Source organism: Paraburkholderia sp. UCT70, assembly GCF_050434085.1.
Classification (GTDB): Bacteria; Pseudomonadota; Gammaproteobacteria; order Burkholderiales; family Burkholderiaceae; genus Paraburkholderia; species Paraburkholderia tuberum.
The window spans coordinates 3,879,632-3,904,531 of the sequence record NZ_JBNPVZ010000004.1 but is presented as its reverse complement, the minus strand read 5'-3'; the positions used below and the strand labels follow the sequence as shown (position 1 = coordinate 3,904,531).

The 24,900-nt window shown below is 61.8% G+C and carries 19 protein-coding genes and 1 pseudogene; 6 read left to right on the top strand and 14 right to left on the bottom strand.

From position 1 onward, the window contains the following. The first annotated feature begins 254 nt into the window (after positions 1-254). The 3 genes and pseudogenes from OKW41_RS43720 to OKW41_RS43710 all read left to right on the top strand — a co-directional run bounded on the left by OKW41_RS43720 (position 255) and on the right by OKW41_RS43710 (position 1,424). Positions 255-817: pseudogene (locus OKW41_RS43720) on the top strand (RNA polymerase sigma factor). A 12-nt stretch (positions 818-829) separates the two neighbouring features. Continuing rightward, positions 830-1,144 carry a hypothetical protein gene (locus OKW41_RS43715; RefSeq protein ID WP_429452928.1) on the top strand — a complete coding sequence of 105 codons (315 nt, stop codon included), beginning with the start codon at positions 830-832 and terminating at the stop codon, positions 1,142-1,144. Between the two features lie 106 nt (positions 1,145-1,250). After that, the gene (locus tag OKW41_RS43710) at positions 1,251-1,424 is read left to right on the top strand and encodes a 4Fe-4S binding protein (RefSeq protein WP_429576561.1); all 174 of its coding nucleotides are present in this window, start codon (positions 1,251-1,253) and stop codon (positions 1,422-1,424) included. Between the two features lie 143 nt (positions 1,425-1,567). Here OKW41_RS43710 and OKW41_RS43705 read toward each other — a convergent pair whose 3' ends face one another. Both OKW41_RS43705 and OKW41_RS43700 read right to left on the bottom strand, forming a co-directional pair. Further along, the gene (locus OKW41_RS43705) at positions 1,568-2,314 is read right to left on the bottom strand and encodes a response regulator (protein ID WP_429576259.1); all 747 of its coding nucleotides are present in this window, start codon (positions 2,312-2,314) and stop codon (positions 1,568-1,570) included. Between the two features lie 88 nt (positions 2,315-2,402). Further along, positions 2,403-2,582, bottom strand: coding sequence for a hypothetical protein (locus OKW41_RS43700; RefSeq protein WP_429452932.1), 180 nt, complete (start codon positions 2,580-2,582; stop codon positions 2,403-2,405). A gap of 449 nt (positions 2,583-3,031) precedes the next feature. On the opposite strand from OKW41_RS43700, the gene OKW41_RS43695 reads away from it, so the two are divergent. After that, positions 3,032-3,778: a response regulator gene (locus OKW41_RS43695; protein ID WP_429576258.1), complete on the top strand. Its 747-nt coding sequence runs from the start codon at positions 3,032-3,034 to the stop codon at positions 3,776-3,778. 867 nt (positions 3,779-4,645) lie between these two features. On the opposite strand, the gene OKW41_RS43690 is transcribed toward OKW41_RS43695, so the two are convergent. The 11 genes from OKW41_RS43690 to OKW41_RS43640 all read right to left on the bottom strand — a co-directional run bounded on the left by OKW41_RS43690 (position 4,646) and on the right by OKW41_RS43640 (position 19,990). After that, positions 4,646-4,897 carry an EF-hand domain-containing protein gene (locus OKW41_RS43690; RefSeq protein WP_429576257.1) on the bottom strand — a complete coding sequence of 84 codons (252 nt, stop codon included), beginning with the start codon at positions 4,895-4,897 and terminating at the stop codon, positions 4,646-4,648. 119 nt (positions 4,898-5,016) lie between these two features. Next, on the bottom strand, positions 5,017-5,571 hold the full coding sequence (locus OKW41_RS43685; RefSeq protein WP_429576256.1) for a glycine zipper domain-containing protein: 555 nt from the start codon (positions 5,569-5,571) through the stop codon (positions 5,017-5,019). 39 nt (positions 5,572-5,610) lie between these two features. Next, the gene (locus OKW41_RS43680) at positions 5,611-6,411 is read right to left on the bottom strand and encodes a MipA/OmpV family protein (protein WP_429576255.1); all 801 of its coding nucleotides are present in this window, start codon (positions 6,409-6,411) and stop codon (positions 5,611-5,613) included. A 421-nt stretch (positions 6,412-6,832) separates the two neighbouring features. Further along, positions 6,833-8,251, bottom strand: a complete 1,419-nt coding sequence (locus OKW41_RS43675) for an efflux transporter outer membrane subunit (RefSeq protein WP_429576254.1) — start codon at positions 8,249-8,251, stop codon at positions 6,833-6,835. Then, entirely contained in the window at positions 8,248-11,400 is a 3,153-nt protein-coding gene (locus OKW41_RS43670; RefSeq protein ID WP_429576253.1) for an efflux RND transporter permease subunit, read from the bottom strand. The genes OKW41_RS43675 and OKW41_RS43670 overlap by 4 nt, the downstream gene beginning before the upstream one ends. Then, positions 11,397-14,471, bottom strand: a complete 3,075-nt coding sequence (locus OKW41_RS43665; RefSeq protein WP_429576252.1) for an efflux RND transporter permease subunit — start codon at positions 14,469-14,471, stop codon at positions 11,397-11,399. The genes OKW41_RS43670 and OKW41_RS43665 overlap by 4 nt, the downstream gene beginning before the upstream one ends. A 13-nt stretch (positions 14,472-14,484) precedes the next feature. Then, the gene (locus OKW41_RS43660; protein WP_429576251.1) at positions 14,485-15,483 is read right to left on the bottom strand and encodes an efflux RND transporter periplasmic adaptor subunit; all 999 of its coding nucleotides are present in this window, start codon (positions 15,481-15,483) and stop codon (positions 14,485-14,487) included. 265 nt (positions 15,484-15,748) lie between these two features. Then, complete coding sequence (locus tag OKW41_RS43655; protein ID WP_429576250.1) at positions 15,749-17,035, bottom strand: ATP-binding protein; 1,287 nt, start codon at positions 17,033-17,035, stop codon at positions 15,749-15,751. 490 nt (positions 17,036-17,525) lie between these two features. Beyond that, entirely contained in the window at positions 17,526-17,873 is a 348-nt protein-coding gene (locus OKW41_RS43650) for a hypothetical protein (protein ID WP_429452950.1), read from the bottom strand. 493 nt (positions 17,874-18,366) lie between these two features. Next, positions 18,367-19,188: an FkbM family methyltransferase gene (locus OKW41_RS43645; protein WP_429576249.1), complete on the bottom strand. Its 822-nt coding sequence runs from the start codon at positions 19,186-19,188 to the stop codon at positions 18,367-18,369. Between the two features lie 412 nt (positions 19,189-19,600). Continuing rightward, positions 19,601-19,990: a hypothetical protein gene (locus OKW41_RS43640; RefSeq protein ID WP_429576248.1), complete on the bottom strand. Its 390-nt coding sequence runs from the start codon at positions 19,988-19,990 to the stop codon at positions 19,601-19,603. A gap of 349 nt (positions 19,991-20,339) precedes the next feature. Here OKW41_RS43640 and OKW41_RS43635 point away from each other — a divergent pair, with 349 nt between their 5' ends. Together OKW41_RS43635 and OKW41_RS43630 are read left to right on the top strand one after the other, a co-directional pair. Then, positions 20,340-20,963 (top strand): hypothetical protein, encoded by a 624-nt coding sequence (locus OKW41_RS43635; RefSeq protein WP_429452956.1) that lies wholly within the window; start codon positions 20,340-20,342, stop codon positions 20,961-20,963. 83 nt (positions 20,964-21,046) lie between these two features. Further along, on the top strand, positions 21,047-22,558 hold the full coding sequence (locus tag OKW41_RS43630; protein WP_429576247.1) for a hypothetical protein: 1,512 nt from the start codon (positions 21,047-21,049) through the stop codon (positions 22,556-22,558). Positions 22,559-22,654: 96 nt separating this feature from the next. On the opposite strand, the gene OKW41_RS43625 is transcribed toward OKW41_RS43630, so the two are convergent. Next, the gene (locus tag OKW41_RS43625) at positions 22,655-24,898 is read right to left on the bottom strand and encodes a polysaccharide biosynthesis tyrosine autokinase (RefSeq protein ID WP_429576246.1); all 2,244 of its coding nucleotides are present in this window, start codon (positions 24,896-24,898) and stop codon (positions 22,655-22,657) included. Between the last annotated feature and the right edge of the window lie 2 nt (positions 24,899-24,900).

Genomic DNA, 24,900 nt, shown 5'->3' with positions numbered 1-24,900 from the left:
CTCAAGGGGATCCGCTCGCTCACTGGAAGCACAGCACAGAGAAGATCTGTCTCGACCAAGCGTGCCTGGCGTGTCACAGGTCGACCCCGCTCCGGATGGAGTACGGCCGACCGCCTCGGGCAGCAGTCGGCCATAAAGCGTCGTTCGCCTTCGCCGACGAGCGGACGTTCATCCGTGCCTTGCTCACGGCTGGCGACGACACAGGTTTTTTCTGTCGATCACAATATCCGTGGTTGTGAATCGTCTTCAGCCGTATGGAACCGCCACCCACCACGAGTCCAATGAACGAACGCGATACCGCCATCACTGCAACCGTCTTGCGTGAGCGTATGAGACTCGGGAATTTCATCCGGCGTCGCGTACTTGATCCGAGTGAGGCGGAGGACATCTTGCAGGATGTGCTTTACGAGTTCGTCCGAGCCTATTGAACAGGTTAGCGCGTGGTTGTTTCGCGTGGCGCGAAACCGCATCATCGACCGCTTTCGCAAGAAGAAGGAGCAACCGCTAGTCGAAACGGTCGACGAGACCGACGACTCCGGCGACGAGTATCGGCTCGATCTCCTGCTGCCTGCAAACGATGCCGGACTGGAATCCGCTTATGCAAGGTCGGTGTTATTGGAGGAATTGCAACGCGCGCTTGACGGATTGCCAAAAATCAGCGTGAGATTTTCATCGCTCACGAACTCGAGGGGCGCAGCTTTAAAGATTTGTCGTCCGAGAGCGGGTGAGCGTGAATACGCTGCTGGCGCGCAAGCGTTATGCGGTGCTACATCTGCGAACCCGCTTGCGAGCCGTGTATGACGAACTGGATATTTGAAGGTGAGAGCAAATGGGTTTCGCATTTAAATTCTTCAGGAAAGCGTTGTTGGTTCTTTTGGGCATTACGGTGCTGGGATGGATGGTGATGGCATTGTGGAATTGGGTTATCCCGGCACTGTTCGTTGGCGGCCGCCCGATTGACTACACGCACGCCATGGGTCTGTTGATCCTGAGTCGTATCCTGTTTGGTGGATTTCGAGGTCATGGCGGTTGGGGCGGACGCCGGCATTGGCGTTGGTGGGAACAGATGACACCTGAAGAGCGTGAAAAATTTCAGAAAGGCATGTTTTCCGTTCGCGACAAGCACCCAGGAGACTGCACATGAGCGACGCGTCGAAATCCACTTGCAAGAAAGCCCCAGGTGTCATTGCCCCCGTGGTCAATTTAAAACGGTGCGAGGGTAAAGCCGATTGTGCCGTCGTGTGCCCTGAATCCGTTTTCGAAGTCCGCCGGATCGATACAGCAGACTATCAGCGGCTAGGGACACTGCAGAAACTCAAGCTGCGCGTGCATGGAATGAACTTTACGCCGATGCGTGCCGGGCGTGTGGCTTATGCGTGACGGCATGTCCCGAACGCGCCATCACATTGGCCAGGCTCGAATGACCCAGGTTCAGTTCATATTGAGTTGCGGGAGTTCCAGCGCAAGAGACCCGATGAACGCTGTGACCGAGGCCTTGCTCGCGGTGTATAAGGAAAGCAGAGGAAGCGGCTTGAATGTCACACTCGAGCGTCCAACAGGTAACGCTTTAGTTTGGGGTTGCAACGAGCATGTAGCCGAGGCCCCACACTGTGCGGATATGTCGCGGCGAGGTTGCCTCTGTCTCAATCACCTGTCGTAAGCGAAGAACTTGCACGTCAACGCTGCGGGCGCTCGCCTCATATTGCGACCCGCGCGCGCGCTCGATCAGATTTGCGCGGCTCACAGGACGGTTTGGCGTCTCCGCAAGCGCACACAGGAGACGCATTTCAGCTGCGCCGAGTTCGACGATGCCTGCTTCGTCCGACATCAATTCTCTGCGCCGAACGTCCAGCCTGAAGGCGCCGAACCGCAAGCATTGCGACTCGCCTGCGAGCAGCATCTCGCCCCGCACGTTTTGCAGGCGCACCTGAAACTGCTGCCGACGTAACATCGCCCGAACCCGCGCTATCAGCTCGCTCGGCAGAAACGGTTTCGCGAGATAGTCGTCGGCGCCGATCTCCAAACCTACGACCTTGTCCGCGGGATCGCCACGCGCTGTTAGCATGAGGATGGGGATTGTCTCTCTCCGCGCGCGCAACCGACGGCAGATGGACAGGCCGTCTTCGCCTGGCATCATGATATCGAGAATCAACAGGTCGAACGGGTAGCGCTCGATCAAGACGTCCAACTCAATGCCTGTCTTCACCGCGCGCACCGAGAAACCTTGTGCCGTCAGAAACCGTTGCAGCATATTGCGGATTTCAACATCATCGTCAAGCACGACGATGCGACCGGTTGGCAGATCATCTGACATATGATTAAGCAGACACCTCTAATAAAGCCTGTCTTTTAGTTCCTGTTTCCGATGCTACGCGCCGAACCGCTTAGCTTTGCTGCAGCCGTCACGTGCCTCGGTGGTCGGCGACAATCGCGTCGAAGCGAGCTGCGCCCGGCGGCTTGCCCGCCTGGTTGCGCCTGCGCTGCTTACCAATCCGCTTGATGTCTGCGGCGATACGTTTCACCTCCGACAGTGCCAGTGCGGCACGCAGTTCCGTAGCGATGTCCAATACCTTCTTTATCAAGAAAACCGACCTGCAACTCGCTCACGCCTAACGCCTTCGCGTGCATCTGCATGCCACAAGAAGTTCCGTATGGTTCGACGAACGGAATATACAAGGATCTCCGCACTGGATGTGTTGGAAAGGTATGTCAAAAGATGTCATCGGATTGTGCTTGTCACAGCACCGACTGGCAAAAGTCGACGACCGTCCGGCGCCACTGTCGATCGTGGTCAGCCAGGAAACACGTGCACCCGTGCGTTTGCGGACAGAAAAAAATAGGCGCGGCACCGCTCTGGGGAGCGGAACCAGCCCCTCGATGACATTTCCTGACATCATTTGCTAACACCTGACGTTATGAAATTCGCCTACATTTCTTTGATCGATCGTCTGCTGCAACTTCTACGGTGTGCTCACATTGCTGTTAGTCGCGGCCCCGGTCATCACTCGTTTGTGAGCGTTATTTTCTTCCTATGTCTGCTCAGATTCTTCTAATCGACGACGACGCCGAATTGTGCGATGCGACTCACCGCTACCTGGTAAGGTGGGGTTTCGACGTGTCAGTGCTACATGACGCGCGTTCGCTCGAACACCGGCTCAAACACGAACGCCCGGACCTGATAGTGCTCGATCTTATGATGCCGGGCGTCGACGGCTTGACGGCACTACGTAGGTTGCGCGCATCAGGCGACGACATTCCAGTCTTGATGCTCACCGCCCGCGCTAACGAAGAGGACCGCATCGCTGGCCTTGAATTGGGTGCCGATGACTATCTCCGCAAACCGTTTAACCCGCGTGAGCTGGTAGCACGGATTCAGTCAGTGCTGCGGCGCCAGCGCGCCGTACCCGATGCGGGCGTTCCCCAACGACGGCAACCTTACACATTCGGCGCGTTCACGCTGGACTTTCAGTCGCGCACTCTGAATACGGGAGAGACGTCTCTTACCTTATCTGCCAGCGAGTTTGCGCTGCTGCAGATTTTCGTTAATTCTCCCATGTGCACACTCACCCGCCGGCGTCTGCTCAAGTCACTTCACGGCCCGGACTCCGAGACCGCCGATCGCGGCATCGACGTTCAGGTCTGGCGTCTGCGCCGCATCGTGGAAACTGACCCGTCGACACCCCGATTCATTCAGACCGTTCGCGGCTGCGGATACGTCTTCGTGCCGGACCTCGAAGAGCATGCTGCCGGCACAGCGGCGCACCATTCGCATAACTGAGGTCTCTGGTTGCCCTCACGCTGCTGTTGCGCCTTTCGCGGAATATGCGCTGATCGTTTCGAGCGCGACCAGTTACAAAATTGCTATTCGGTCGCAGCGGCCAAGTGGCGAACACCGCGAACGCCACTGCACGTGGTAATCGAACATCCGTCGAGGGTCGGCCAACTGCCTCACCCAGATATAAGCGATTTTTGAGCGGCTGTTGTCTTGGCCGCTATCCGTGAACTGGATGCAGTTGCGCATCGTCCGTGCGGCGAGCTTCGGATAGATGCAAAGTGGCCTCTATGCATCCCGCCCGCGAGGCGGACACGCATAGACTCAGGTCAATAGTACGCGGGAGCGACGATCAGTGGCGGTCGAGGAACTACAACCAATGGCCGGGCCACTATTGGACGACCTACCGGAACGACTACACAGCCGCCAAGCACCACGGCACTCATGCAAAAACCGGCAGCAAGCGCAAAGCGACAAAGAACACGCGCATTAAGCATTATTTCAACTCCTTTCAAATGAGAATAAGCGACTGGCAGTAGGGATGCGCTCAGGCGTTACCGCGGGGTGCGACGCCCCGCTCGTGTCCCAGACCGTAGTCCGCTTTTTTTGGGGGCCAAGATTCGCGGTGGTGGTCTCCCTATCCAGGTCGCCCTCGACCGGAGCGCCGGGCGCGACGAGCACGCGGGGATTGATTTCGGTGCGCCAGGCGCGCAGAACTTCTAGCTATCGGCTTGCGCATGGCGGGTTGCTAGCGTCGGGGGTTGCCGGAGCGCGCAGCAGCCCCATCATTCGACCTGACGAGGCGACCCGATTGGGCACATTTCAATACACGGTTAAACCGGTCGGGGGTATTGAAGCTTGCCTTGCAAGCGCTTACTGCTGATGCTGCGCGGCGAACTGCTCGATCTGCTCGAGCGTCACGTACCCTTGATGCGTCGTATCGATCTCATCGAAATGGGCTGCGACGCGCGGCATACCTGCCTCCGCCTGTTCTTTCGTGAGCTTGCCGTCATGAGTTTCGTTCGCGGCAGTAAAGCGCGCTTCCAACATCTGCTGCATGCTGCTCTGCGCGAACGCAGACGACACAGCGAACATTGCAGCCAGAATAATGAATAAACGTTTCATCAAAGACTCCTTTAAGAAAATGAATGACGTGCACGGAATAGCCAGGGGACAAAGCTCGACCCAAGATTTCCAGCCGGCAGAATTCCAGGTCAAGCCGTGATCCGACCATATGAGCGAAATCAGTACGGCGCGTAGTAGTAAGGTGGGGGGGCGCCATAGATTACGGCGCGGGGCGGCACGGGGCGTACGGGCACGATGATCGCTGCCGGACGAGGTGTTTCGATCGTATCGCCCTTCGCCGTGATGCATTGTGCGTACGCGTTATCGTATTGCTGCTGCGACGACGCTTCGGTCTGATTGTGCTGCGCAGAGCCCATCATGCTGCCGAGCAGCAGTCCGGCACCCGCACCGATTGCGGCGCCGGCACCAGCGTTGCCCGCCCCGGCGCCGATCAGAGCCCCGGCGCCGGCGCCTCCAGCCGTGCCGACCGCGGTAGCAGCAAGTCCGGAGGTTGCCGCCTGATGCGAGGCCGCCGCCGGATTCACGACCTGAGTCGCGTACGTGCGGCAGCTATAGTCGTCCTGCTGGAACTGATTGAGGGTCTTGCCGTTCGCTGGGACCGCCATGACGGTAGGAGCACTCGGCGGTGTAACCGCACACCCCGCCATGCCCAACCCAACAGCGAGGCTGACAAGCAGTAGCGCGGTACGAGTCGATGTCAGATTCTGGTTCATTGATAATCCTCTCACGATGATGCAGCGCGAAGTAAGTGCTCAGAAGTGGTAAGCAGCGCCCACCGATCCAAATACAGCCGCGCGTCGTTCAACGATCGGACTGTTCGCAGCATCGCCGAGCAAGGAACCGACGCCTAAGGCGCTTTGCAGTGACCACTGCTGGTTCAGCCGATGATCCCAGTCGACCTTGAGGTCGACTCGCGAAAAGCCAGCTGAGGGGTGATACGGCGAGAGGCCGGCCGTGCTGGACGCAGCCTGCTCGCTGTCGATTCCGAACCGCGTCTGCTGCGAAGGTCCGTTGGACCACACGGTGTCGGCGGACACCTTCACCCGGTCAACGGCTTTCTGGACCAGCGCATACGACGCGCTCAGCGTGACACGATTGCCATAGCCGGCATGCGCGGACTGAAGGAAGCGGAGACTCGCGCTCGCTGGACCATAGTGCCAGCGCGCGAACGCACCGAAGTCGAAGGACGTTGCGATATCTCCGATGCCGTTGAGCACCGCCGCATCGTCCTGGTTGCGGCCCAGCTGAACGCCGATCAGCGGGCCCACCGCAACACTCGGCCCCAACGGGTAGGCGACGCCGCCCGTGAGCCCCTGCACGAAGATTGCCCCCTTCGACAGCGACAGTATGGGCAACGGCAGCACACGATAGGACTTGCCGCCTTCATAGTGGGGCAATGCGGTCACGTCGACGCCCACGGTGTTGTCCGGCGACGACTGCGCCAACGCCGGTGACTTATGCAGGCACGCGCTGGCGATGACAGCGAGCGCGCCCAGCCACCGTCGTGCGCGGCCTCGCTTGAAAACTGCGGTGACAAAGCGATAGTCAAGCATGTTCAAGCCCATCCATCGATGGTTGTCGGGCGAACCGCAACGCCCACGCTGATATCAATCGCCAGGGACCCAGCAGGCGCCTTGCCGACAGCCATAGAAATTGCCGCACTGGCAGCAGACATGAGAACGATTCGAAATTTCACTTCACACTCTCCATGTGATGGATTCGCCCCACTGGCGAACCCCGCATGACACAGCCGCCAATGTAGAGAACCTGTGCGCTACATGTTGTTAGAAATGTGTTGCATGCCATGTCAAGTCAGGTCGCGACGAAGCGATACCGCACGAGTGGACGTAATGGGGCCTTGCACGCAGTTCGAGACGCGGACTTTGAAAGACAGTCGTGGGCGCTACCGCGCTCTGGACCACGCAGGTCGGCAGATGACGTCGCAACGGCGCGCCCGCTATCATGGGATCGGGCCTAGCTCTTCGACGACATCCAGCCGCCGCCAAGGCTCTTCACCAGCCCAACGCCGCTTTTCGCCAGTGCCCCCTGCGTGTCGTTCAGGTTCTGTCTGGCCGTCAGTAGCGTCACTTGCTGAGTCAAATCGGAGTGCTCGCTCGCGGCTCCGGCCGTCAGTTGTGCGGCGACGCTCTCCAGCAACTGCTGGTTGCGCTGGTAAATGTCGGCAAACGCGTGCTCCTGCTGGCGCAGATGGTTCAGTGACGACAGGTTGTCTTCCACGTTCTGGAACGCCGTGAGCACGGCTTCGCGGTAAGATGCGACGTCTTCGTCATAGGTCGCCTGCGCCTTGTGCACGGCGGCCACGCGGGCACCCCCGTCAAACAGCGTGGCGGCAAGTGAGGGACCGAGGGTCCACATCCGGGTCGGCAATGAGAACAGCGTCGCGAAGGTGTTGTGTTGCACGAGACCCTGTGTCGATAGATCGAGGTCGGGAAAGAATGCGGCCTGCTCTACCCCGATGAGCGCGTTCGCAGCAGCAGCGGTGCGTTCCGCGCTGACCACGTCAGGCCGTCTTTCCAGCAACGCCGAGGGCAGCACGGATGGCACCTCGGGCTGGCGAAACACATAGTCGAGCCGCGGTGCAATCGACAACGAAGCCGGCGGCACACCCGTGAGCGCCGCGATTGCGTGCTCGTCCTGCTCGCGCGAGGTCTGTGAAATTTGCAGGTTCGCGACAACCGCCTCCTGCGTGTCCTGCGCATTCAGCAGATCGACTTGCGACGCGGTCCCCTGTGCCAGCGCTGTGCGCGTGATCGCGAGAATCCGCCCGTTGACCGCCTCCTGCTGCCGCAACAGGTCGATGTCGATATCGAGCTGGCGGATTTCGAAATAGTCGGTCGCCAGCGTCGCGGCAATCGACAAGCGCTCGCCGGCAAGCGTCGCATCCGCGCTCTGCGCGTTCGCCTTGCCCGACTCGATCTGCCGGCGCACGGCGCCCCACAGATCGACTTCCCAACTCGCGTCGGCCTTCGCGTATTCCGTCGTCGTGCGCGAACTGTGCGAGGCCGACGCGTCGACACTGATCGTCGGAAACAGGCTCGCCCGGTCTGCAGCGACGGTGGCCTGCGCGAGCCGATAGGCGGCCGCCGCGCCTGCAATCGACTGATTCGACTGCAGCGCTGCGTCGACGAGCCGGGACAGGTCGGGATCGTCGTACGCGTCCCACCACCGGGTTGAGAGCGATGCCTGCGGGTTGGGCGCCGCAAGTCGCCACTGTGTGCCCGCTTCCTTGAACTGCGTTGGAATCGCTACGGCCGGCTGGTGATAGTCCGGGCCGACCGCGCAGCCCGAAAGCCAAAGCGTGGCGCCGAGCGCACAGGCGCAGCAGCGCATGCCGACCGACACGGCCGACAGGTATCCGATGGGCGATTTCATGCGTGTTTCCTTCGGCGCCGCAACCGCTGCGACGCCCGATCGAGCCAGAGATAGATGACAGGGGTGGTATAGAGCGTGATGACCTGGCTGAACACCAGACCGCCGATGATCGAGATGCCAAGCGGCTTGCGGAATTCGGATCCGTAGCCTGACCCCAGCACGAGCGGCAGCGCGCCGAAAATTGCGGCGACCGTCGTCATCATGATCGGACGGAAGCGGATCAGGCCCGCGCGCACGATCGCCTCCTCCGGCGGCAGTGCATGCTGACGCCCTTCGGCAATCGCGAAGTCGATCATCATGATCGCGTTCTTCTTCACGATGCCTATCAGCATCAGCACGCCGATCAACGCGATGATCGACAGCTCCGTGTGAGTGAGCAGCAGCGCGATCAAAGCGCCGACGCCCGCGGAAGGCAGCGTCGAGAGAATCGTCAAAGGATGGACCAGGTTCTCGTACAGCATGCCGAGCACGACGTACACCGACAACAGCGCGGCGAGGATCAGCAGCGGCTCGCTCGCCATCGACTCACGAAACGCTGCTGCCGTGCCGGCGAACGCGCCGGAGATACTCGCCGGCATTCTGAGCGCAGCGACGGCCTGACTGATCTGCTGCGTCACGGGTCCGATCGATGCACCGGGGCGCAGGTTGAACGATACGGTAATGGCGGGGAACGTAGCCTGGTGATTGATCGAAATGGCGCTGGGGTCGGTCGAGAACCGGGCCATCGCGGCGAGCGGCACCAGCGCTGAACCGTTCGCCTGGGCCGCGGCCGACGGCGTAGCGGCGCTTGCGCCGGTTGCCCCCCCGGCGGCGGTCGTCGACGCGCCGCTCGTGGCGAGCGTCGGGCTCGCTGGAACATGGATGTCCTTCAGTACCGAAGGACTTGTCCAGTACTCGGGTGCCACCTCCATCACGACGTGATACTGATTCGCGCTCCCGTAGATGGCCGAGACCTGCCGTTCGCCGAACGCGTCATAAAGCGCCTCGTCGATATCTTTGAAGCTCACGCCCATTCGCGCGGCGGAGTCGCGGTCGACGTCGATGCCGAACTGCATGCTCTTGTCCTGCTGGTCGGTGTTGATGTCGGCCAGCGCCGGCATCTTGCGCATCTGCGCAACTAACTTCGGCACCCATCGATCGAGTGTCGCCTGGTCGTCCGCGGTAAGGGTGTACTGGTACTGCGCGGCGCTCTGTCGGCCGCCGGCCGCGAGGTCCTGCAACGACTGCAGATAGAGCTGTGTCCCCGGCATATCGGCAAGCCGTCGGCGCACCTGAGCGATCACCTGATCGGCCGTCGCGCGACGCTCACCCAGGGGCTTGAGCGTGACGAACAGCAGTGCGTTGTTGAGCGCGTTTGCTCCCCCCACGAAGCCACCCACGAACGCGACGTTCGGATTCTCCTGCACCGCCTTGTTGACCATCTGGAACTGATGCTGCATCTCGTGCCAGGAGATGCTTTGCGACGCCTGCAGCGTGCCAAGCAGCAGCCCCGTGTCTTCCTCCGGGAAGAAGCCTTTCGGAACCACGGTGAACAGCCAGAGGTTCAGCACGAACACCAGCACCGTCACGCCACCCATCGATAGCGGATGCCGGATGACCCAGCGCAACGACGTGCCGTACAGGCGAGAAAATCCGCTCTCGTGATGGTCGCCGCCGTTCCCGCCTTGCGGTCCGCCGCGCAGGAAAATGCTCGTCAGCATCGGCGTGACCGTGAGTGAAATCAGCATCGACATCACGATCGCAACGGAAAGCGACACCGAGAATTCACGCAGCAGCCGGCCCATCAGGCCACCCATGAACAGCAGCGGGACGAATACCGCGATCAGCGAAACGCTGATCGAAAACACCGTGAAGCCCACTTCCTGCGCTCCTGCGAGTGCTGCCTCGATGGGGTTCTTGCCGCGCGCCAGATGCCGCATTATGTTTTCGACGACGACGATTGCATCGTCGACCACGAAACCGGTCGAAATGGTCAAGGCCATCAGCGAGAGGTTGTTCAAGCTGTAGCCAAGGAAATACATGACCCCGAATGTACCCAGCAGCGACAGCGGTACGACGATCGCCGGAATGAGCGTCGCGCGCCAGCTGCGGAAGAACGCGAACGTGACGGCCGTCACGAGCACGATCGATACCAGCAGGGTGATTTCGACGTCGAGCAGCGAGCCGCGAATCGTCTTCGTGCGGTCCACCGAAATCGCCAGCTTGATGGTCGACGGGATCGCCGCTTCGAGCGCCGGCAGTTCGGCCTTCACGTTGTCGACGGCGTCGATCACGTTCGCGCCCGGTTCCTTATAGAGGACCAGCAACACGGCCGGCTTGCCGTTCGACAGGCCGTAGTTCTCAAGCTGCTCGACATCCTGACGTACATAGCCGAGGTCCGACACACGCACGATGTTGCCGTTGTTCTGCCTGACGATCAGCCGTCCGTAGTCGCCGGGCGAATACAGCATGTCGTTCGCGCCGATCGAATAGTTCTGCCCGCTCGCCGACATCGATCCCTTGGGCAAATCGACATTCGCATTCCCGATCGTGCTGCGGATCTGCTCCAGACTGATGCCGTAGTGGCTGACCCGATCTGGATTCAGTTCAACCCGCACCGCCGGCAGCGCGGCGCCCCCCACCACCACGTTGCCCACGCCGGTTGTCTGCATCAGCTTCTGTTGCAGCACCGTCGACGCCGCGTCGTAAAGCTGGGCTGGCGTGGCCGTGTCGGAGGTCAGACTGATCACGAGGATGGGCGAATCCGCGGGATTGTCCTTGCGATACGTCGGGCTGCCGTCCATATTGGGCGACAGGTTGGCTTTCGCCGCGTTGATCGCGGCCTGCACGTCGCGTGCCGCGCCGTCGATATTCCTGCTCAGGTCGAACTGCAACGTGATCTGCGTTTGCCCGCGCGAGCTGACCGACGTCATCTGGGCCAGGCCCGCAATATGGCCGAACTGCCGCTCGAGCGGCGTTGTGACCGAGGTGGCCACCGTCCTCGGATCGGCGCCGGGCAGTTGCCCCTGCACCAGGATCGTAGGAAAGTCGATTTCGGGCAGCGGCGCAACCGGCAGTAGCCTGAATGCCAGGATACCGAACAACGCAAGGGCGACCGCCAGCAACGTCGTCGCGATGGGCCGCCTGACGAATGGGCCAGACAGGTTCATTGCACATACTCCGTTACGATCGGCTCGTCCGCGGCAAAGCGTCTTTCCAGACGATGCATCGCCAGATAGATCACCGGCGTCGAAAACAAGGTCAGCAACTGGCTGACGCACAGGCCGCCGATAATCGCGATGCCAAGTGGATGCCTCAACTCGGAGCCCATGCCGGAGCCGAACGCGAGCGGCAGTGCGCCGAACAGCGACGCCATCGTCGTCATCAGGATGGGACGGAAGCGCTGTTCAGCCGCACGCCGGATCGCATCGTGTGCGGACAGGCCGCGGTTGCGCTGCCCGTCCAGCGCGAAGTCGATCATCATGATCGCGTTTTTCATCACGATGCCGATCAGCAGCACGATACCGATCAGGCCCATGATGTCGAACTGTGTTCCGGTCATCAGTAGCGCCAGCAGTGCGCCAAGCGCCGCCGAAGGGAGCGTGGACAGGATCGTGACCGGATGAATGAAGCTCTCATACAGGATGCCGAGCATCAGATAGACCACGATCACGGCAGCGGCGACCAGGTACCCTTCACTCGCCAGCGACGACTGAAAGGTCGCGGCCGATCCTTCCATCGACACCTGCACGGACTGCGGCAACGCTATCTGTTCCTTGACCCGGTCAATACGGGCGATCGCAGTGCCGAGGCTGTACCCGGAAGCGAGATTGAACGACACGTCCGCATACGGGAACTGGCCCTTACGATCGATCCTCAACGGCGCGGGCATCACCTTCATCGTCGCCATCGACGCGAGCGGCGCGAGGCTGCCCGACGACGTATCGACATAGAGTCCTGAAAGCAGATGCGCAAGGTCGTCGGCGTTGTTTCTCGCGACCAGCACCACGTGATACTGGTTCAGCTGCGTGTAGATCGTCGACACCTGGCGCTGACCAAACGCGTCGTACAGCACGTCGTCGATCGCCTGCGGCGTGATGCCAAGGCGCGACGCGGTATCGCGGTCGAACGTGAGTTGCACCTGATTGCCTGACTGCATCGCCTCGCTCTGCACGTCGGCGAACGCCGGGTCGCCGCGCAACGCGCCTACCAGCACGCCCGTCCAGTGCGTGAGCAGCGCCGGATCGGTCGACTGCACGCCGAGCCGGTAGCTCGTCGTCGAGACGGTGTCGTCGAGCGTCAGATCCTGCACCGGACGCAGAAACAGCCTCACGCCCGCGAGGCCTGCGGTGTCATCGGTCAGGTGGCGGATCACCTCGTCGATGCGCGCTCGCTCGCCCTTGTCCTTCAGATTGATCAACAGCGTGCCCTGATTGATCGTCGGCCTCGTCTGGTCGATGCCGACAAACGACGAGAGACTTGCGACTGCCGGATCGCGTGCGATCCGGTCGACGACCTGCTGCTCTTGGCCGATCATGCGCTGGAACGAAATCGTCGGTGCGGCCTGCACGACACCTTCGATCAGACCTGTGTCCTGCTCGGGAAAGAAGCCCTTTGGCATCAGCATCAGCACGACGAACGTCAGCGTGGCCGTCAACACCACCGATGCGATCGTCAGGTGCCGATGCGATAACACCCAGTCGAGACTGCGTATGTACCTGCTGTTGAGCCGGTCGAAGAAATCGACCCGATGCGAGTGCGGCTGCGCTTTTAACATGCGCGAGCACATCATCGGCGTAAGCGTCAGCGACACGAACGCCGACAGGACGATCGCCACGGACAGCGTCAGCGCGAACTCACGGAACAGGCGTCCAACCACGTCGCCCATGAACAGCAACGGGATCATCACCGCAATCAGGGACACTGACAACGAGACAATTGTGAAGCCAATTTCCTTTGCCCCCTTGATCGCAGCGGCCATGGGGGTGTCCCCAGCCTCGATGTAGCGCGTAACGTTCTCGATCATTACGATCGCGTCGTCAACGACAAAGCCTGTCGCGACGGTCAGCGACATCAACGTCAAGTTATTCAGCGAAAATCCGAGCCCGTACGCGACCGCGAGTGTGCCGGCCAGCGAAAGCGGCACGGTGACTGCGGGAATCACGGTAGCGGGCACATTGCGCAGGAATACGAAGATCACCATCACGACGAGCGCCACGGCAATTGCCAGCTCCGTTTCGACGTCGGCAACCGAGGCGCGGATCGTCTTCGTTCGATCCGTCAGCACCGCGACCTTCACCGATGCGGGCAAGCTCGCCCGCAGTTGCGGCAAAATCTTCTGCAGGCTCTCGACCACATCGATCACGTTGGCGCCTGGCTGCCGCTGAATATTCAGCACGATAGACGGCGTGCTGTTGGTCCACGCCGCCTGTTGCAAATTCTCGGCGCCGTCGATCGATCTGGCGATCTGCGCCAGCCGAACCGGTGCGCCTTGCCGGTACGCGATGATCAGGTCGCGATAGTCCGCCGCCGATTGCAGCTGGTCGTTCGCGCCGATGGAATACGACTGGTATTTTCCGTCGAGACTGCCCTTCGCCTGGTCAACATTGGCATTGCCGAGCGCGGTGCGCACGTCGTCGATCGACATGCCGAGTGCGTTCAGCGCGCCGGTATCGGCCTGCACCCGCACGGCCGGCCGCTGGCCGCCGCTGATTGTGACGAGGCCCACGCCTGAAATCTGCGAGATCTTCTGGGCAAGCCGGGTATCGGCCAGATCCTCGATCTTCGTCAGCGGCAGTACGTCGGATGTCAGCGACAGCGTGAGCACCGGGGCGTCGGCAGGGTTGACCTTGCTGTAGACAGGCGGATACGGAAGATTAGCCGGCAGAAAGCTCGAGGACGCGTTGATCGCGGCCTGCACTTCCTGCTCGGCGACGTCGAGCGAAAACGACAGATCGAACCGCAACGTGATCACCGACGTGCCGCCCGAGCTCGTCGAGTTCATCGCCTTCAGCCCCGACATCTGGCCGAGCTGTCTTTCGAGCGGCGAGGTGATCGACGAACTGACCACATCCGGGCTTGCGCCGGGATACTGCGTGTAGACCTGGATCGTCGGATAGTCGATTTCCGGTAGTGCCGAAACAGGCAGCAGGATGTATCCCAGCACCCCGGCCAGAAACAACGCGATCATCAACAGCGCAGTCGCAATCGGTCGCTCGATAAAGATTCGTGAGGCGTTCATCGTCGGCTTCCGGTCAGTGCGCCACGACTTTCACGAGCGAGCCGGTATCAAGCCTGTCGGCACAGTCGGTCGCAACCCGCTCTCCTGCCTTCACACCGCCATCGAGAATCGCCGTGTCGTCGCCTTTTACCGGCCCGGTCTTCACGTTGCGCAACACCACTGCGCCTGCGCCGCCGATCACGAAAACGAAATCGCCGTTCGCGCCATGCTGGATTGCCGTAGTCGGCACAACCGGAATCCGCTGCAGAGCGTCGACCTGCATCCTGACATTGACGAATTCGTTCGGGAACAGCGCGTTGCCGGAATCGGGGAAGACTGCTTTGACGTTGATCGTGCCGGCGCTCGTATTGACGAGGTTGTCGACCGCAAGCAGCGAGCCCTTCGCGAGCAACGATCTCCCGTCGCGGTCATAGGCCAGCACCTGAACCTCCCCGTGCGACATCGCTCGCCGGATCCGTCCCAGGTAGTCTTCCGGCACCGAGTAGATCACGGTCGCCGGCTGCAGCTGCGTGATGACCGCGATACCGGTCGTGCTGGTGCTGCTCACGTAGTTGCCGGGGTCGACCTGGCGCAGACCCACCACGCCGTCCACGGGAGACGTGATGGTGCAATAGCCGACCTGAACCTGCAGATTGTTCACGTTGCCCGTGTCCGCCAGCACGGTGCCTTCGTCCTCCTGGACGGCAGCAACTTGCGTATCGAGCGTCTGCTGCGTAATCGAGCCCGCTTTGATCAGCTGCTGATAACGTTGCAGGTCCAGTTTCGCGTTTGCGAGTACAGCCTGGTCATGGCGCAGCGTACCCTGTGCCTGCAGCAACTGCGCTTCGAGCGCCCGCGAATCGATGCGTGCAATCACCTGTCCTTTCCTGACCGTCTGCCCCTCGCTGAAATCGACGGAACGCAGTATCCCGTTGACCTGCGTGATGACCGTGACGGTACGTGTCGGTGTCACGGTGCCGAGCGAATCGATGTAGACAGGAACATCGGTAACCGAAGCCGCAACCGCGCTCACGGGGATCGGATCTGGTGCGACAGCCGTCTGACGGTGACCGTGAGCCTGGTGGAACCACCCAATAGCCACGACGGCGGCCATAAATGTACTTAGTACTACAAGGTACTTTGTAAGGTCTTTCATCATACAACCTGAAAAAAATGGCCATCTCATCAAATACTCACGCTGCCCTGCCGGACCTTTGGGCGGGGCTCGAGCATCACATTAAGTCGTAGTCCGTGCGACACCACGAGGACGGCGCAGTCATCGCGCCGACAAGCGCCCGTTAAGGAATGGGAATGTGCACCACGGCCTTGAGTCCGGACGGCGAATTCTGGAAGAGATCGAGCGTGCCGCCATGCTGCTGTGCGACGTGCTCCGCTATCGCGAGACCGAGGCCGCTTCCGCCCTTTCGATCCGCCTCAGAGCCGCGCCTGAATGGTTGCTTTATCAACGACAGAAGCTCTTGAGGCAGGCCCGGTCCCCGATCCTCAACCGCAATCGTGACACTTCGCGCGTCCATGGTAGTCCGGACTGCGAGCCCGACCTGACCGTGCACGACCGCGTTCTGCATCAGGTTCATCAACAGACGCTGCATGCCGACCGGTCGGAACGCAACAGGTGGCAATTCCGCGAGCGACAATTCGAACGTGCGACCGAGACCTGCATAGTCGGCGGCGAGTTGTTCGATCAGCGCGTTCAGATCGCCGTGCGTCGCCGGTTCGCTATCCCACCCACGGGCGAAATCGATAAACTGCTGGACGATCGTGTCGATCTCCTCGACAAAGCGTTCCGCACTGGCGGCCGGTGCCTCGAATGACTCCGGTGCGAAGATGGCCATGCGCAGCTTGGTCAGCGGCGTGCGGATATCGTGCGATATGCCCGCAAGCATTTCGGCGCGCGTCGCTTCGAGATCTTCGAGCGTCGACGCCATCCGGTTGAACGCCTCCGCTACTGTTGCCAGCTCGCGCGGGCCGCTCACGGGAACCGCTTCGGGCCAAACGCCACGCTCGATGGTGCTGGCAGCGCGCGCCAGCCGGCGCAGCGCCTGTTCGACTGGCCTGTGGATCAGATAGGCCCCAAGAGCAGGAAGGGTAGCCGCACTTAACAACAGGCCGATCAGCGCCCAAGGCAGCGTACTGCTCATGGCCGAGGTTCCACGCAACCCCACCCAGTAGTGCATGTCCTGCACATGTAGACGCACCCAGATCCGGTGCCCGTCGCGCTCCCAGCGAAGCTGTTCGTCCGGGGCAAGTTCCGATGCCAGTCGACCGAAGAAGCGGTGCGCCATGTAGTCGGGAGGCAACCCGTCGTGAGCCTGTGGCGGCGGCAGTTCACCCTGGGGCGCTCGATTCATTTCAAGCAGTTGCCGGTTTCGCTCGTCGTCCGGCAGGACTGACAACAGCCGGTCCAGGATCCGGATCTGCGATGCCACGAGCGCTGCGCCATCGTCAACTCTTGGCTTCTGGATAAAGTTCAGATAGACGGCAAAGACCAGGATCTGACTTGTCAGCATCAGTACAATCAACAGCAATACGTTGCGCGCGAAAAGGGAACCCCGCCATACCGACATACCGCTTCCATTCATCTCGCTCTCTCGATGACCTGCTACGCAGGTATACATAAAACAGTCAGATGCCTTTTGCATTCGATTGACCAGTCCCGGGATCGCAGCGGGTCCTCTGCATCCTTGCCCGGGAAAGACACTCATCCACTTGCGCGGTCGTGCCGTACAGCGCGTCCAAAAAGATGGCGGACGAATTGCCATAGCGTCGCGCGAGCGCCGCCAGGTTCATTAGTGCCGCATACGGCACTGTGCACTGCGATGCCAAGCTATTAAACGATGGTGGATTATCGCTGCGGGGGACAATCGTTTGGGTGCACGTCCGTTCAGGCTCACACACCCTCCAACCGCAAGTGCACCCAGGATGCCCCGCAGCACGAAGTCGGCAAGCCGCAGACCGCGGCGAGCAGCCCTGGCGCCGAAGCGATGTGCGACATGGCTTTGCTGCTTTGATGGACAGGAGTGATGGGGCGCACGAGACGGGTTCGGCGCCGACATTTCACGACCAGTGACCGGCCACCCAGACCCCACCTACCCAGTGACCAGGCATCCAGACGCGACGCGGCATCCTAACTACATACATCACAGGACGACGTGGCATGACGACGACCGCCATTGGAGGTGGGGGCGCTGGCGCAACCGTCACAACCGGTGCGACTGCCGCTGGCACGGCTGCTGCATAACCGTTTTGCACGACCACGGTCGACGGCGCATAGACAGGTGCCGCAGGAACGACCGCGACGGGAGCCGGCACGGCGACACCGACGACCACGCCGGCGAATGCCGAAGCAGTCATGGATGTGAGCACAGCCGCACCCACCAGCATGGCAAACGTTCGAGTTTTCATGAGCATCTTCCTTAACAAGGGCACGACGTGTATCGCGCGCCGAGAAGGGAATGTACAGAAATCGCGACCTCAAATCTGTTGGAAAGGTGTGTCAAAAAATGTCACTTTGGCACCGGCGCGGGAACGACGATGCTTGATTGCTCGTGTAACACTACGACACCTAAGCGCTTCTTCCGACAAAGCCGCGTCTTACCGTGGGCAGGCGTTCAAAGTTGAGTGAATCTCGACAACTGACCCTGAAACGTGATCCGCTCGGGCTTGAACCCGCCCCGTGCGGAACGTCTGCCGTTGGGCATTTTCTCTAAGAAAACAATAATTCACCGACGTGTTGCGTTGAGATTCGGCCCTACGTGAAAGAACAGGCGAGCCATGACGAGGCAGCGACTTGGGAGCGGAGCGCCCACTCGAAACGTCAAACCCAGGGAAATCCCATAAGCGCGGGCCGTTACGATGGTCAGCCTTCAGGCAAGTCGAGGGGGCTCATGAATGTGCTTCACGGCTGAGGCACCAGTCGGTCCAGGTATATCTGGACCGTTGCAGCGGCCATAGTGGGATTGTGAAATTGATAGCAGCTGCAAGGACGATACTTGCAGAACCGTAACGCTATAACTGAGTGCGAAAGATTTGAGATCTTTCCACTCTGAAGATCAGCGACAAATATGTCCAACTGACCAGTCGGTAATTGCGCTCCTCCAGATAGCGAAATATTGGCGGAATCTATTACTTCCCTTATCGAAGTCAGCGTAGACTCCACAATAATGATCTTTGGTTTATACCTGCTGATATCAATCGATCGCAAGACTTCGTAATCGTGACCTTCCACGTCGATGGAAAGCAGATCGATTTCCTGACCGGCGTACGGGGTGTGCCCGAGAACGTCGTTCAATGTGGTGGTTTCAACGGTCCGGACGGAGATTGGTTTCTGGACTTCGGCCGCAGCCACTATGGGATCTATGGTCGAAGTCAACCCATAATTTGAAAAATTATAGATTTCCTTGAGCTGTATGTCGTTCGAGACGGCCGCACATACATTGACATCCTCAGACCGCGCAAGAGAAAACGCTTCAATTTTCACTGGATCCATGTCTATGTTGATGCCGCGCCAACCACGCTTGTAAAGCGCATGTGTGTTCGAGAACTTGACAGGGTGGTATGCACCAACGTCGACATAAACACCCTTATTGCACCGGGGACTGATTATCTCGCGCAACACCGCGTCCTCTCCAAACTGCGAGTAGTACAAACGCGGCCCGCGTGTTATCCACGTTTTGCGGACGAGCCAAAGGAAGTGTCCGAACGTCTTCAGGTTCAACATAATCGCTCCCCACTTCGAAACGATAACGGCAAAAGGTCAAACAGCGTTTGACCTGGAAGCTTGCCGAGCAGAAGGTCGGTCCGACATTACGTTAGCTAATAGTCACATAGCAGGCATCATTACCGCCGCAAATGTACCGCAGTACGGACCAAACGATATTCGCGAATTAGCTACATGCTCGGAAAGTCGTTGAGCGTTACATCTGCAGACTATTCGACGGTTAGCCGAACATTAAGCGAAAGTCATAATATTGTGTATTTTTGGCCGAAACTGTCGAGTATGCAAAAAGCTTCCGGTTCCGTTCGGTTCGCGTGTCGTCGACTACAGCCGCGGCCGATTCAGACCGGCGAAGCCTTCTGCATGAGGCCACGATCCGCCAGTTTCGGTCGCCCGACAGCGCGCTCGTTTCACTTCACTTCTGCGCAGGCCGGTGCAACGCATTACCCGCCATCCACTTGAGCCGTTCGCAATTGACCTTGATGCGAGCCGCGAATTCCTTCGGATCGCGCTCGTGCAGCGCATTCATTTGGCTATTGGTGCTCTCCGCGCGATGCCAGCCCGTATCCCAGTGCTGATCGAAATCGGTCGCACCGGTCAGGACCTTTCGGAGCCGCTCCTTATAGGCACCGATCCGCTCGGGCGACACGTCGCAAAACGCCTGCGCGAAGCTCGCGCGCTCGGCCGCCGTCTCCGCGCTCATGTTGGCGTCGCTCGCGCCGCTCGCGAGCGGCGCGGCGAGCGACAGCACCGACAGACAGAGCGCTGCGCAAAGCGGCCAATAGCGATACGATAGGTTCTTCATCTTCGACTCCTGACGATCCTTCGTGGCGACCAGGGATTGTCCCGATCTTCAACGCCGCCTCGCCGATTGTGTCCTGATTGCACTGCACGATGGCGTTTTCGCGCGCTATCCGATGCATCGCGTGGCCAAACCGCGGTGCTACGCTCGTTAAAGCGGCATTCGCGACGTGCCCGTTCCGGGGAGCCGTGGCGCAAGCACCGCAACGCCACGGCCTATCGGCAGGCCGCGACAGAAGCACGAGCGCCAGGCATGAGAACGAGCTCGAACACGACGCGCAACGAGCACAGAACGAAAGCACGACACGAAATCAAACACAAAAAGGCGAGACATCGCTGCGGGAGTGACTGCGATGGCATTTAGAACATATACCGTACTGACGCTGTTGGTGACGAGCACTGCCGCGTTCGCGTGGCGGCCTGTCACCTATCCGATCCGAAGTCAGAGCCCTTACGAGCGCAGCATCGACAACGCGATGTGCTACGCCGAGGCGAACCGCGTGACCGGGGTCAACATGGCCCACGAGTCGCAGATTCCGCCGCGTCAGCCGCCCGCGGCCAAAGGTGCGTCGACCGGCGTACCGTCGAGGCCGCCGCTTCCGCCCAGTTCCTTCTCAGCCACGCCGCTGCCGTGGAGCGCGAGCGCGCCCGAAGCCGCGAGCGCGCCGTTGGCTGGCGCGCAAGCGCCTGGCGGCGCATCGTCGGCGAAACCGGTGAACGAAGCCGCGGCCGGCGCCAGCGTGCCAGGCGCGCCAGCCACCGCGGCGGCGAATGCACCGCCGAACGCATCGGCGGCGGCACCGGGCGAGAGCGCGAACGCGGCACCCGGCGCGTCGGATGGGGCGGCCGCTTCGCTGCAGGCCAACGCGGCGTCGAACGTGAAGCTGCCGCCGCTGCCCGCGCCCGAGCCGCCGATGACCCGCTATTGGGCCGCCTTCGGCGCGTGCATGCAAGCGCGCGGTTACGTCGTCCAGTAGTCCAGCCGACGCCGCTGGCGGGCGTCGTTGCATTCATTCTTTTTGATGGCGCCGCCCTTCGGCGCCAGTGGAGCGACACGGCCATGCCGCGCGACACGACCTCCGACCAGCCATTTTTCCATCACTGCGCATACTGCGGCGTGCCGCTGTCGGGCCGCTTTTCGCCGTGTCCGGCATGCCATGCGCTGCCGATCGATTCGTTCGATACGGACGACAAGCCCGGCGAGCGCTCCGCGCGATCCCGGGCGCTGAGCGCATCGCGCACGCAGCTCGAACCGCTGCCAGCGGCCGCGAGCTTGCCCGCGGACCGTTCGTCGCGACGCTCCGCGCAAACGAAGATGAGCCCCTACGATCTGATCGACGAAGCGACGTTCGAGCCGGGCGGGCGTCGACGGCGGCATCCGCTCGCGCTTGCCGCAGCCGTGCTCGCGACGCTCGGCGTCGTGTACGTCGGCTTCGTTCTACTCAACGACGACGATGCGAGCGTCGACACACCGGTCACGGTCTTCGGCACGGTGCGCCCGGACAACCCTGGCCAAGCCCCTGCACAGAACGTTGCGCAGAATGCGTCGCCGTCGGTTGCCGCGGCGCCGAAGCCGGCGTCGATCGTCGCGCAACGGCCGCGTCCCGTTGTCGTCGCGCGGCAGCAACCGGCGAACGTGCACGCGGCCCCCGTCGCGCCACCGGCACCGCCCGTCGTTGCGACCGCGTCCACCGTAGCGCGATCGTCACCGCCTGTCGTGGCGACCGCGCCGACCGTCGCGCCATCGTCAACACAGGTCGTTGTGACCGTGCCCGCCGTCGCGCCATCGTCAACGCCCATCGTGGCGACAACGCCGACCGTTGCGCCATTGTCACCGCCGGTCGTTGCGACCGCGCCTGCCGTACCGCGATCGAGCCCGCCCATCGTGGCGACCACACCGACCGTTGCGCCATCGTCACCGCCCGTCCTTGCGACCGCGCCTGCCGTTGCGCGATCGGCTCCACCCGTCGTGGCGACCGCGCCCGTCCCAGCGCGACCGTCAACGCCCGTCGTTGCGACCACGCCGACCGCAGCGCGACCGACACCGCCCGTTGTCACGACCGCGCGCCCCGTAGCGTCAACGAAGACATCGAGCGCGGCCATCTCCGCGCCCACGCCGCGTGGCACGGCGGTCGCGTCGACCAGCACCAACACCAACACCGACACGATGGCCGCCCCGCTCACGCAAGCCGACAAACAGCGCGCCGACGCCGAGCGCAATCTGAAAGCCACGCACGGCTATCTGCAACGAGGCAATCTGGCGGCGACCAGAGCACGCCTCGCCGCCGTAATCACCGCGCAGCCCGACAATCGCGACGCGCGCAGCATGCGCGCCCAGGTGAGCACGCTAGAGCAGCAACGCGACGCGTTGCTGAGCCTCGCGCGCGGCTGCAGCAACGTGGGACATTGGGAGTGCGCGTCGCACAACGCCAATGAAGCATTGCGGATCGATTCGAGCAGCAAGGCCGCGCAGCGTCTCGTCGCGCTCGCGTCGCATGAGTCGGCGTGGCAGACCACGCAACCGACGGCGGAAGAGTCGCGCGAATTGCGCGATCTGCTGCGTCATCACTAAGGATTGCGAGGTATCTCGCGGGACGGCGGCACGGGCACGCAGTCGATCACGCCCGCCCGCGCGGCGCCCCGAAAGACGCGCGCGCGGGCAGCAGTGTCAGCCGGCGATGCTGTCGTAGCCGTAATAGCCGCCCTGATACCCTGAGCCGAGGAACGCCGCTTCCTGCGGCACGTCGGTGAGCAGCACGCCGCGCAGGCCGACGCCACCGTTACGCAGCCGTTTGGTGGTTTCGATGATCTCGTGCAGCGGCTGACGCCCATGCCGCACGACGAGCAGCGTCGTCGCCGCGTATTTGCCGATCAGCGTCGAGTCGGTCACGGCGAGCACCGGCGGGGTGTCGATGATCACGACGTCGTATTGCGGTTTCAGCACCTCGAGCATCGCTTCGAAGCGTTTGCTCATCAGCAGCTCGGCCGGGTGCGAGGGCAGCGTGCCTTTCGCGAGCACGTCGAGGTTGGGCAGCACGTCGCGCTGGATCATCGCGTCGAGATCGCCGCCGCACAGCACGTCGGACAGTCCCGGCCGATGGCTGACGCCGAAATGCGAATGCACGTCGCCGCGTCGCATGTCGCCGTCGATGATCAGCACGCGCTTGTTCGCCGACGCGACCAGCGTCGCCAGATTCACCGACAGGAACGACTTGCCCGCATCGGGCCGCGAGCCGGTGATCATCACGACGTTGTTGGCCGCATGATCGAGCGACAGCTGCAGCGAGGTGCGCAGGTTGCGCACGCCTTCCACCGCGATATCTTCGGGCGCCTGTTGCGCCAGCACATGCTGCCCGCGCTGGCGCAGCGACACCTTTTCCTGCAGCCGCAATTGCGTCTGGCTGCGCGGCACCACCGCGAATACCGGCACGCCGAGCATCCCCTCGAGTTCGTCCGGACGCTCCACGCCGCCGCGCATCGCGCGCCGCAAGAAGACCAGCAGCAAGCCGAGCGCGAGGCCGCCGCCGAGCGAGATCAGGATCACCAGCATGCGCTTCGGCAACACCGGATCGTCGGGCGTTTCGGCGAAGTCCACCACGCGCACGCCGCCCACCTGCCCCGCCTGCGCGACCCGCAGTCGCTGCACGCTGTTGAGCAGGTTCGTGTACAGATCGGTGTTCACGTGCACGTCGCGCTGCAGACGCAGCGCGGTCTGCTCGGTGTCGGGCATCGTCGAGACGCTGTGGTTCATTGTGCTCTGCGCGCCCTGCAACGCGGCGATCTGCGCATCGAGCGCGGCGACCATCGGATGATTCGGCGTAAAACGCTGCAACAGCTCCGCGCGCTGCTGCTGCAGATCGAGCAGCTTCGTCTTGTTGTCGACGATCTGCTGCAGCAGCAGCTTGCTTTCTTCACCGAGATCGACGGTGCCATGTGTATTGCGGAACTTGCCGTAGCGCTCTTCCGCGTCGTCGAGCGCCTTGCGCGCGTCGGGCAGTTGCTGTTCGAGATACGCGAGCGTGTGGTCGGATTCGGTCGAACGGCTCGCGAGATCCTGCCGCACGAACTGGCGCGCCACGTTGTTGACGATCGCCGCGGTCAGCGCCGGATCAGCGCCTTCGAGACTCACGCGGATCACGCCGGAGTCCTCCGCCGTTTCCTGCACGACCATCGTCTTCGCCAGACGCTCCACCGTGCCGAGCGTCGACGCGCGCGTCAGCTCGAAACGCGAGCCGGGCGCGCCGACCAGTGTGTCGACGTGCAGCGTGACCGGGCCGACCGCGGTATCGGTTTGCACGGTCTCGCCGACGCGCCCCGACAGGATCGCGCTGCCGTGAGGATCGCGCAGCATGAAGGTGTTGCCGGCGCCCGCGACCAGCGTGAAGGTCTCGCCATACAGGTCCTTCGACGTGTCGAAGCGCGACACCGCGATGCTCTCGTTGCCCCACGCGAACCCGCGCAGGTTGACGAACGACGGCAGCCGGAACCACCAGTGCCCGTTCACGAGTCCGGCGATCTTGCTGCCGATCACCGGCAGATAACGCGGCTTCGCCGTGATGTCGAGGTGCAGCGCGCGGACCGCCTCCTCGGTGACGAGACGCGACTTCAAAAGCTCGATCTGCGCCGCGGTCGACGGCTTCGAATCGTACGCGCCGGGAAGCGGCGCCGCCGCGTCCCGGCCGCTCGCATTGACGTTCACCGCGTTCGCCGCCCTGTCCTGGACGTGAAACAGCACGTCCGAACGATAGACCGGCGGCGTGAGGAACGCGTACGCGCAACCGAGCGCGAGCGCGATCAGCGTCACGGTGAGGATCGTGCGCCAACCGCGCACGATCGTGCGCACGTAGTCCGACAGATGCGACTGCCCCGGTTCATACACGCCGGCGTAACGGTTTTCGTAATTGATTGCCATGT

Coding starts and splice junctions, on each gene's coding strand:
- OKW41_RS43715 (WP_429452928.1), top strand. CDS start 830: ATGGGTTTCGCATTTAAATTCTTCAGGAAAGCGTTGTTGGTTCTTTTG.
- OKW41_RS43705 (WP_429576259.1), bottom strand. CDS start 2,314: ATGTCAGATGATCTGCCAACCGGTCGCATCGTCGTGCTTGACGATGAT.
- OKW41_RS43695 (WP_429576258.1), top strand. CDS start 3,032: ATGTCTGCTCAGATTCTTCTAATCGACGACGACGCCGAATTGTGCGAT.
- OKW41_RS43690 (WP_429576257.1), bottom strand. CDS start 4,897: ATGAAACGTTTATTCATTATTCTGGCTGCAATGTTCGCTGTGTCGTCT.
- OKW41_RS43685 (WP_429576256.1), bottom strand. CDS start 5,571: ATGAACCAGAATCTGACATCGACTCGTACCGCGCTACTGCTTGTCAGC.
- OKW41_RS43680 (WP_429576255.1), bottom strand. CDS start 6,411: ATGCTTGACTATCGCTTTGTCACCGCAGTTTTCAAGCGAGGCCGCGCA.
- OKW41_RS43675 (WP_429576254.1), bottom strand. CDS start 8,251: ATGAAATCGCCCATCGGATACCTGTCGGCCGTGTCGGTCGGCATGCGC.
- OKW41_RS43670 (WP_429576253.1), bottom strand. CDS start 11,400: ATGAACCTGTCTGGCCCATTCGTCAGGCGGCCCATCGCGACGACGTTG.
- OKW41_RS43665 (WP_429576252.1), bottom strand. CDS start 14,471: ATGAACGCCTCACGAATCTTTATCGAGCGACCGATTGCGACTGCGCTG.
- OKW41_RS43655 (WP_429576250.1), bottom strand. CDS start 17,035: ATGTCGGTATGGCGGGGTTCCCTTTTCGCGCGCAACGTATTGCTGTTG.
- OKW41_RS43650 (WP_429452950.1), bottom strand. CDS start 17,873: ATGAAAACTCGAACGTTTGCCATGCTGGTGGGTGCGGCTGTGCTCACA.
- OKW41_RS43645 (WP_429576249.1), bottom strand. CDS start 19,188: ATGTTGAACCTGAAGACGTTCGGACACTTCCTTTGGCTCGTCCGCAAA.
- OKW41_RS43640 (WP_429576248.1), bottom strand. CDS start 19,990: ATGAAGAACCTATCGTATCGCTATTGGCCGCTTTGCGCAGCGCTCTGT.
- OKW41_RS43635 (WP_429452956.1), top strand. CDS start 20,340: ATGGCATTTAGAACATATACCGTACTGACGCTGTTGGTGACGAGCACT.
- OKW41_RS43630 (WP_429576247.1), top strand. CDS start 21,047: ATGCCGCGCGACACGACCTCCGACCAGCCATTTTTCCATCACTGCGCA.
- OKW41_RS43625 (WP_429576246.1), bottom strand. CDS start 24,898: ATGGCAATCAATTACGAAAACCGTTACGCCGGCGTGTATGAACCGGGG.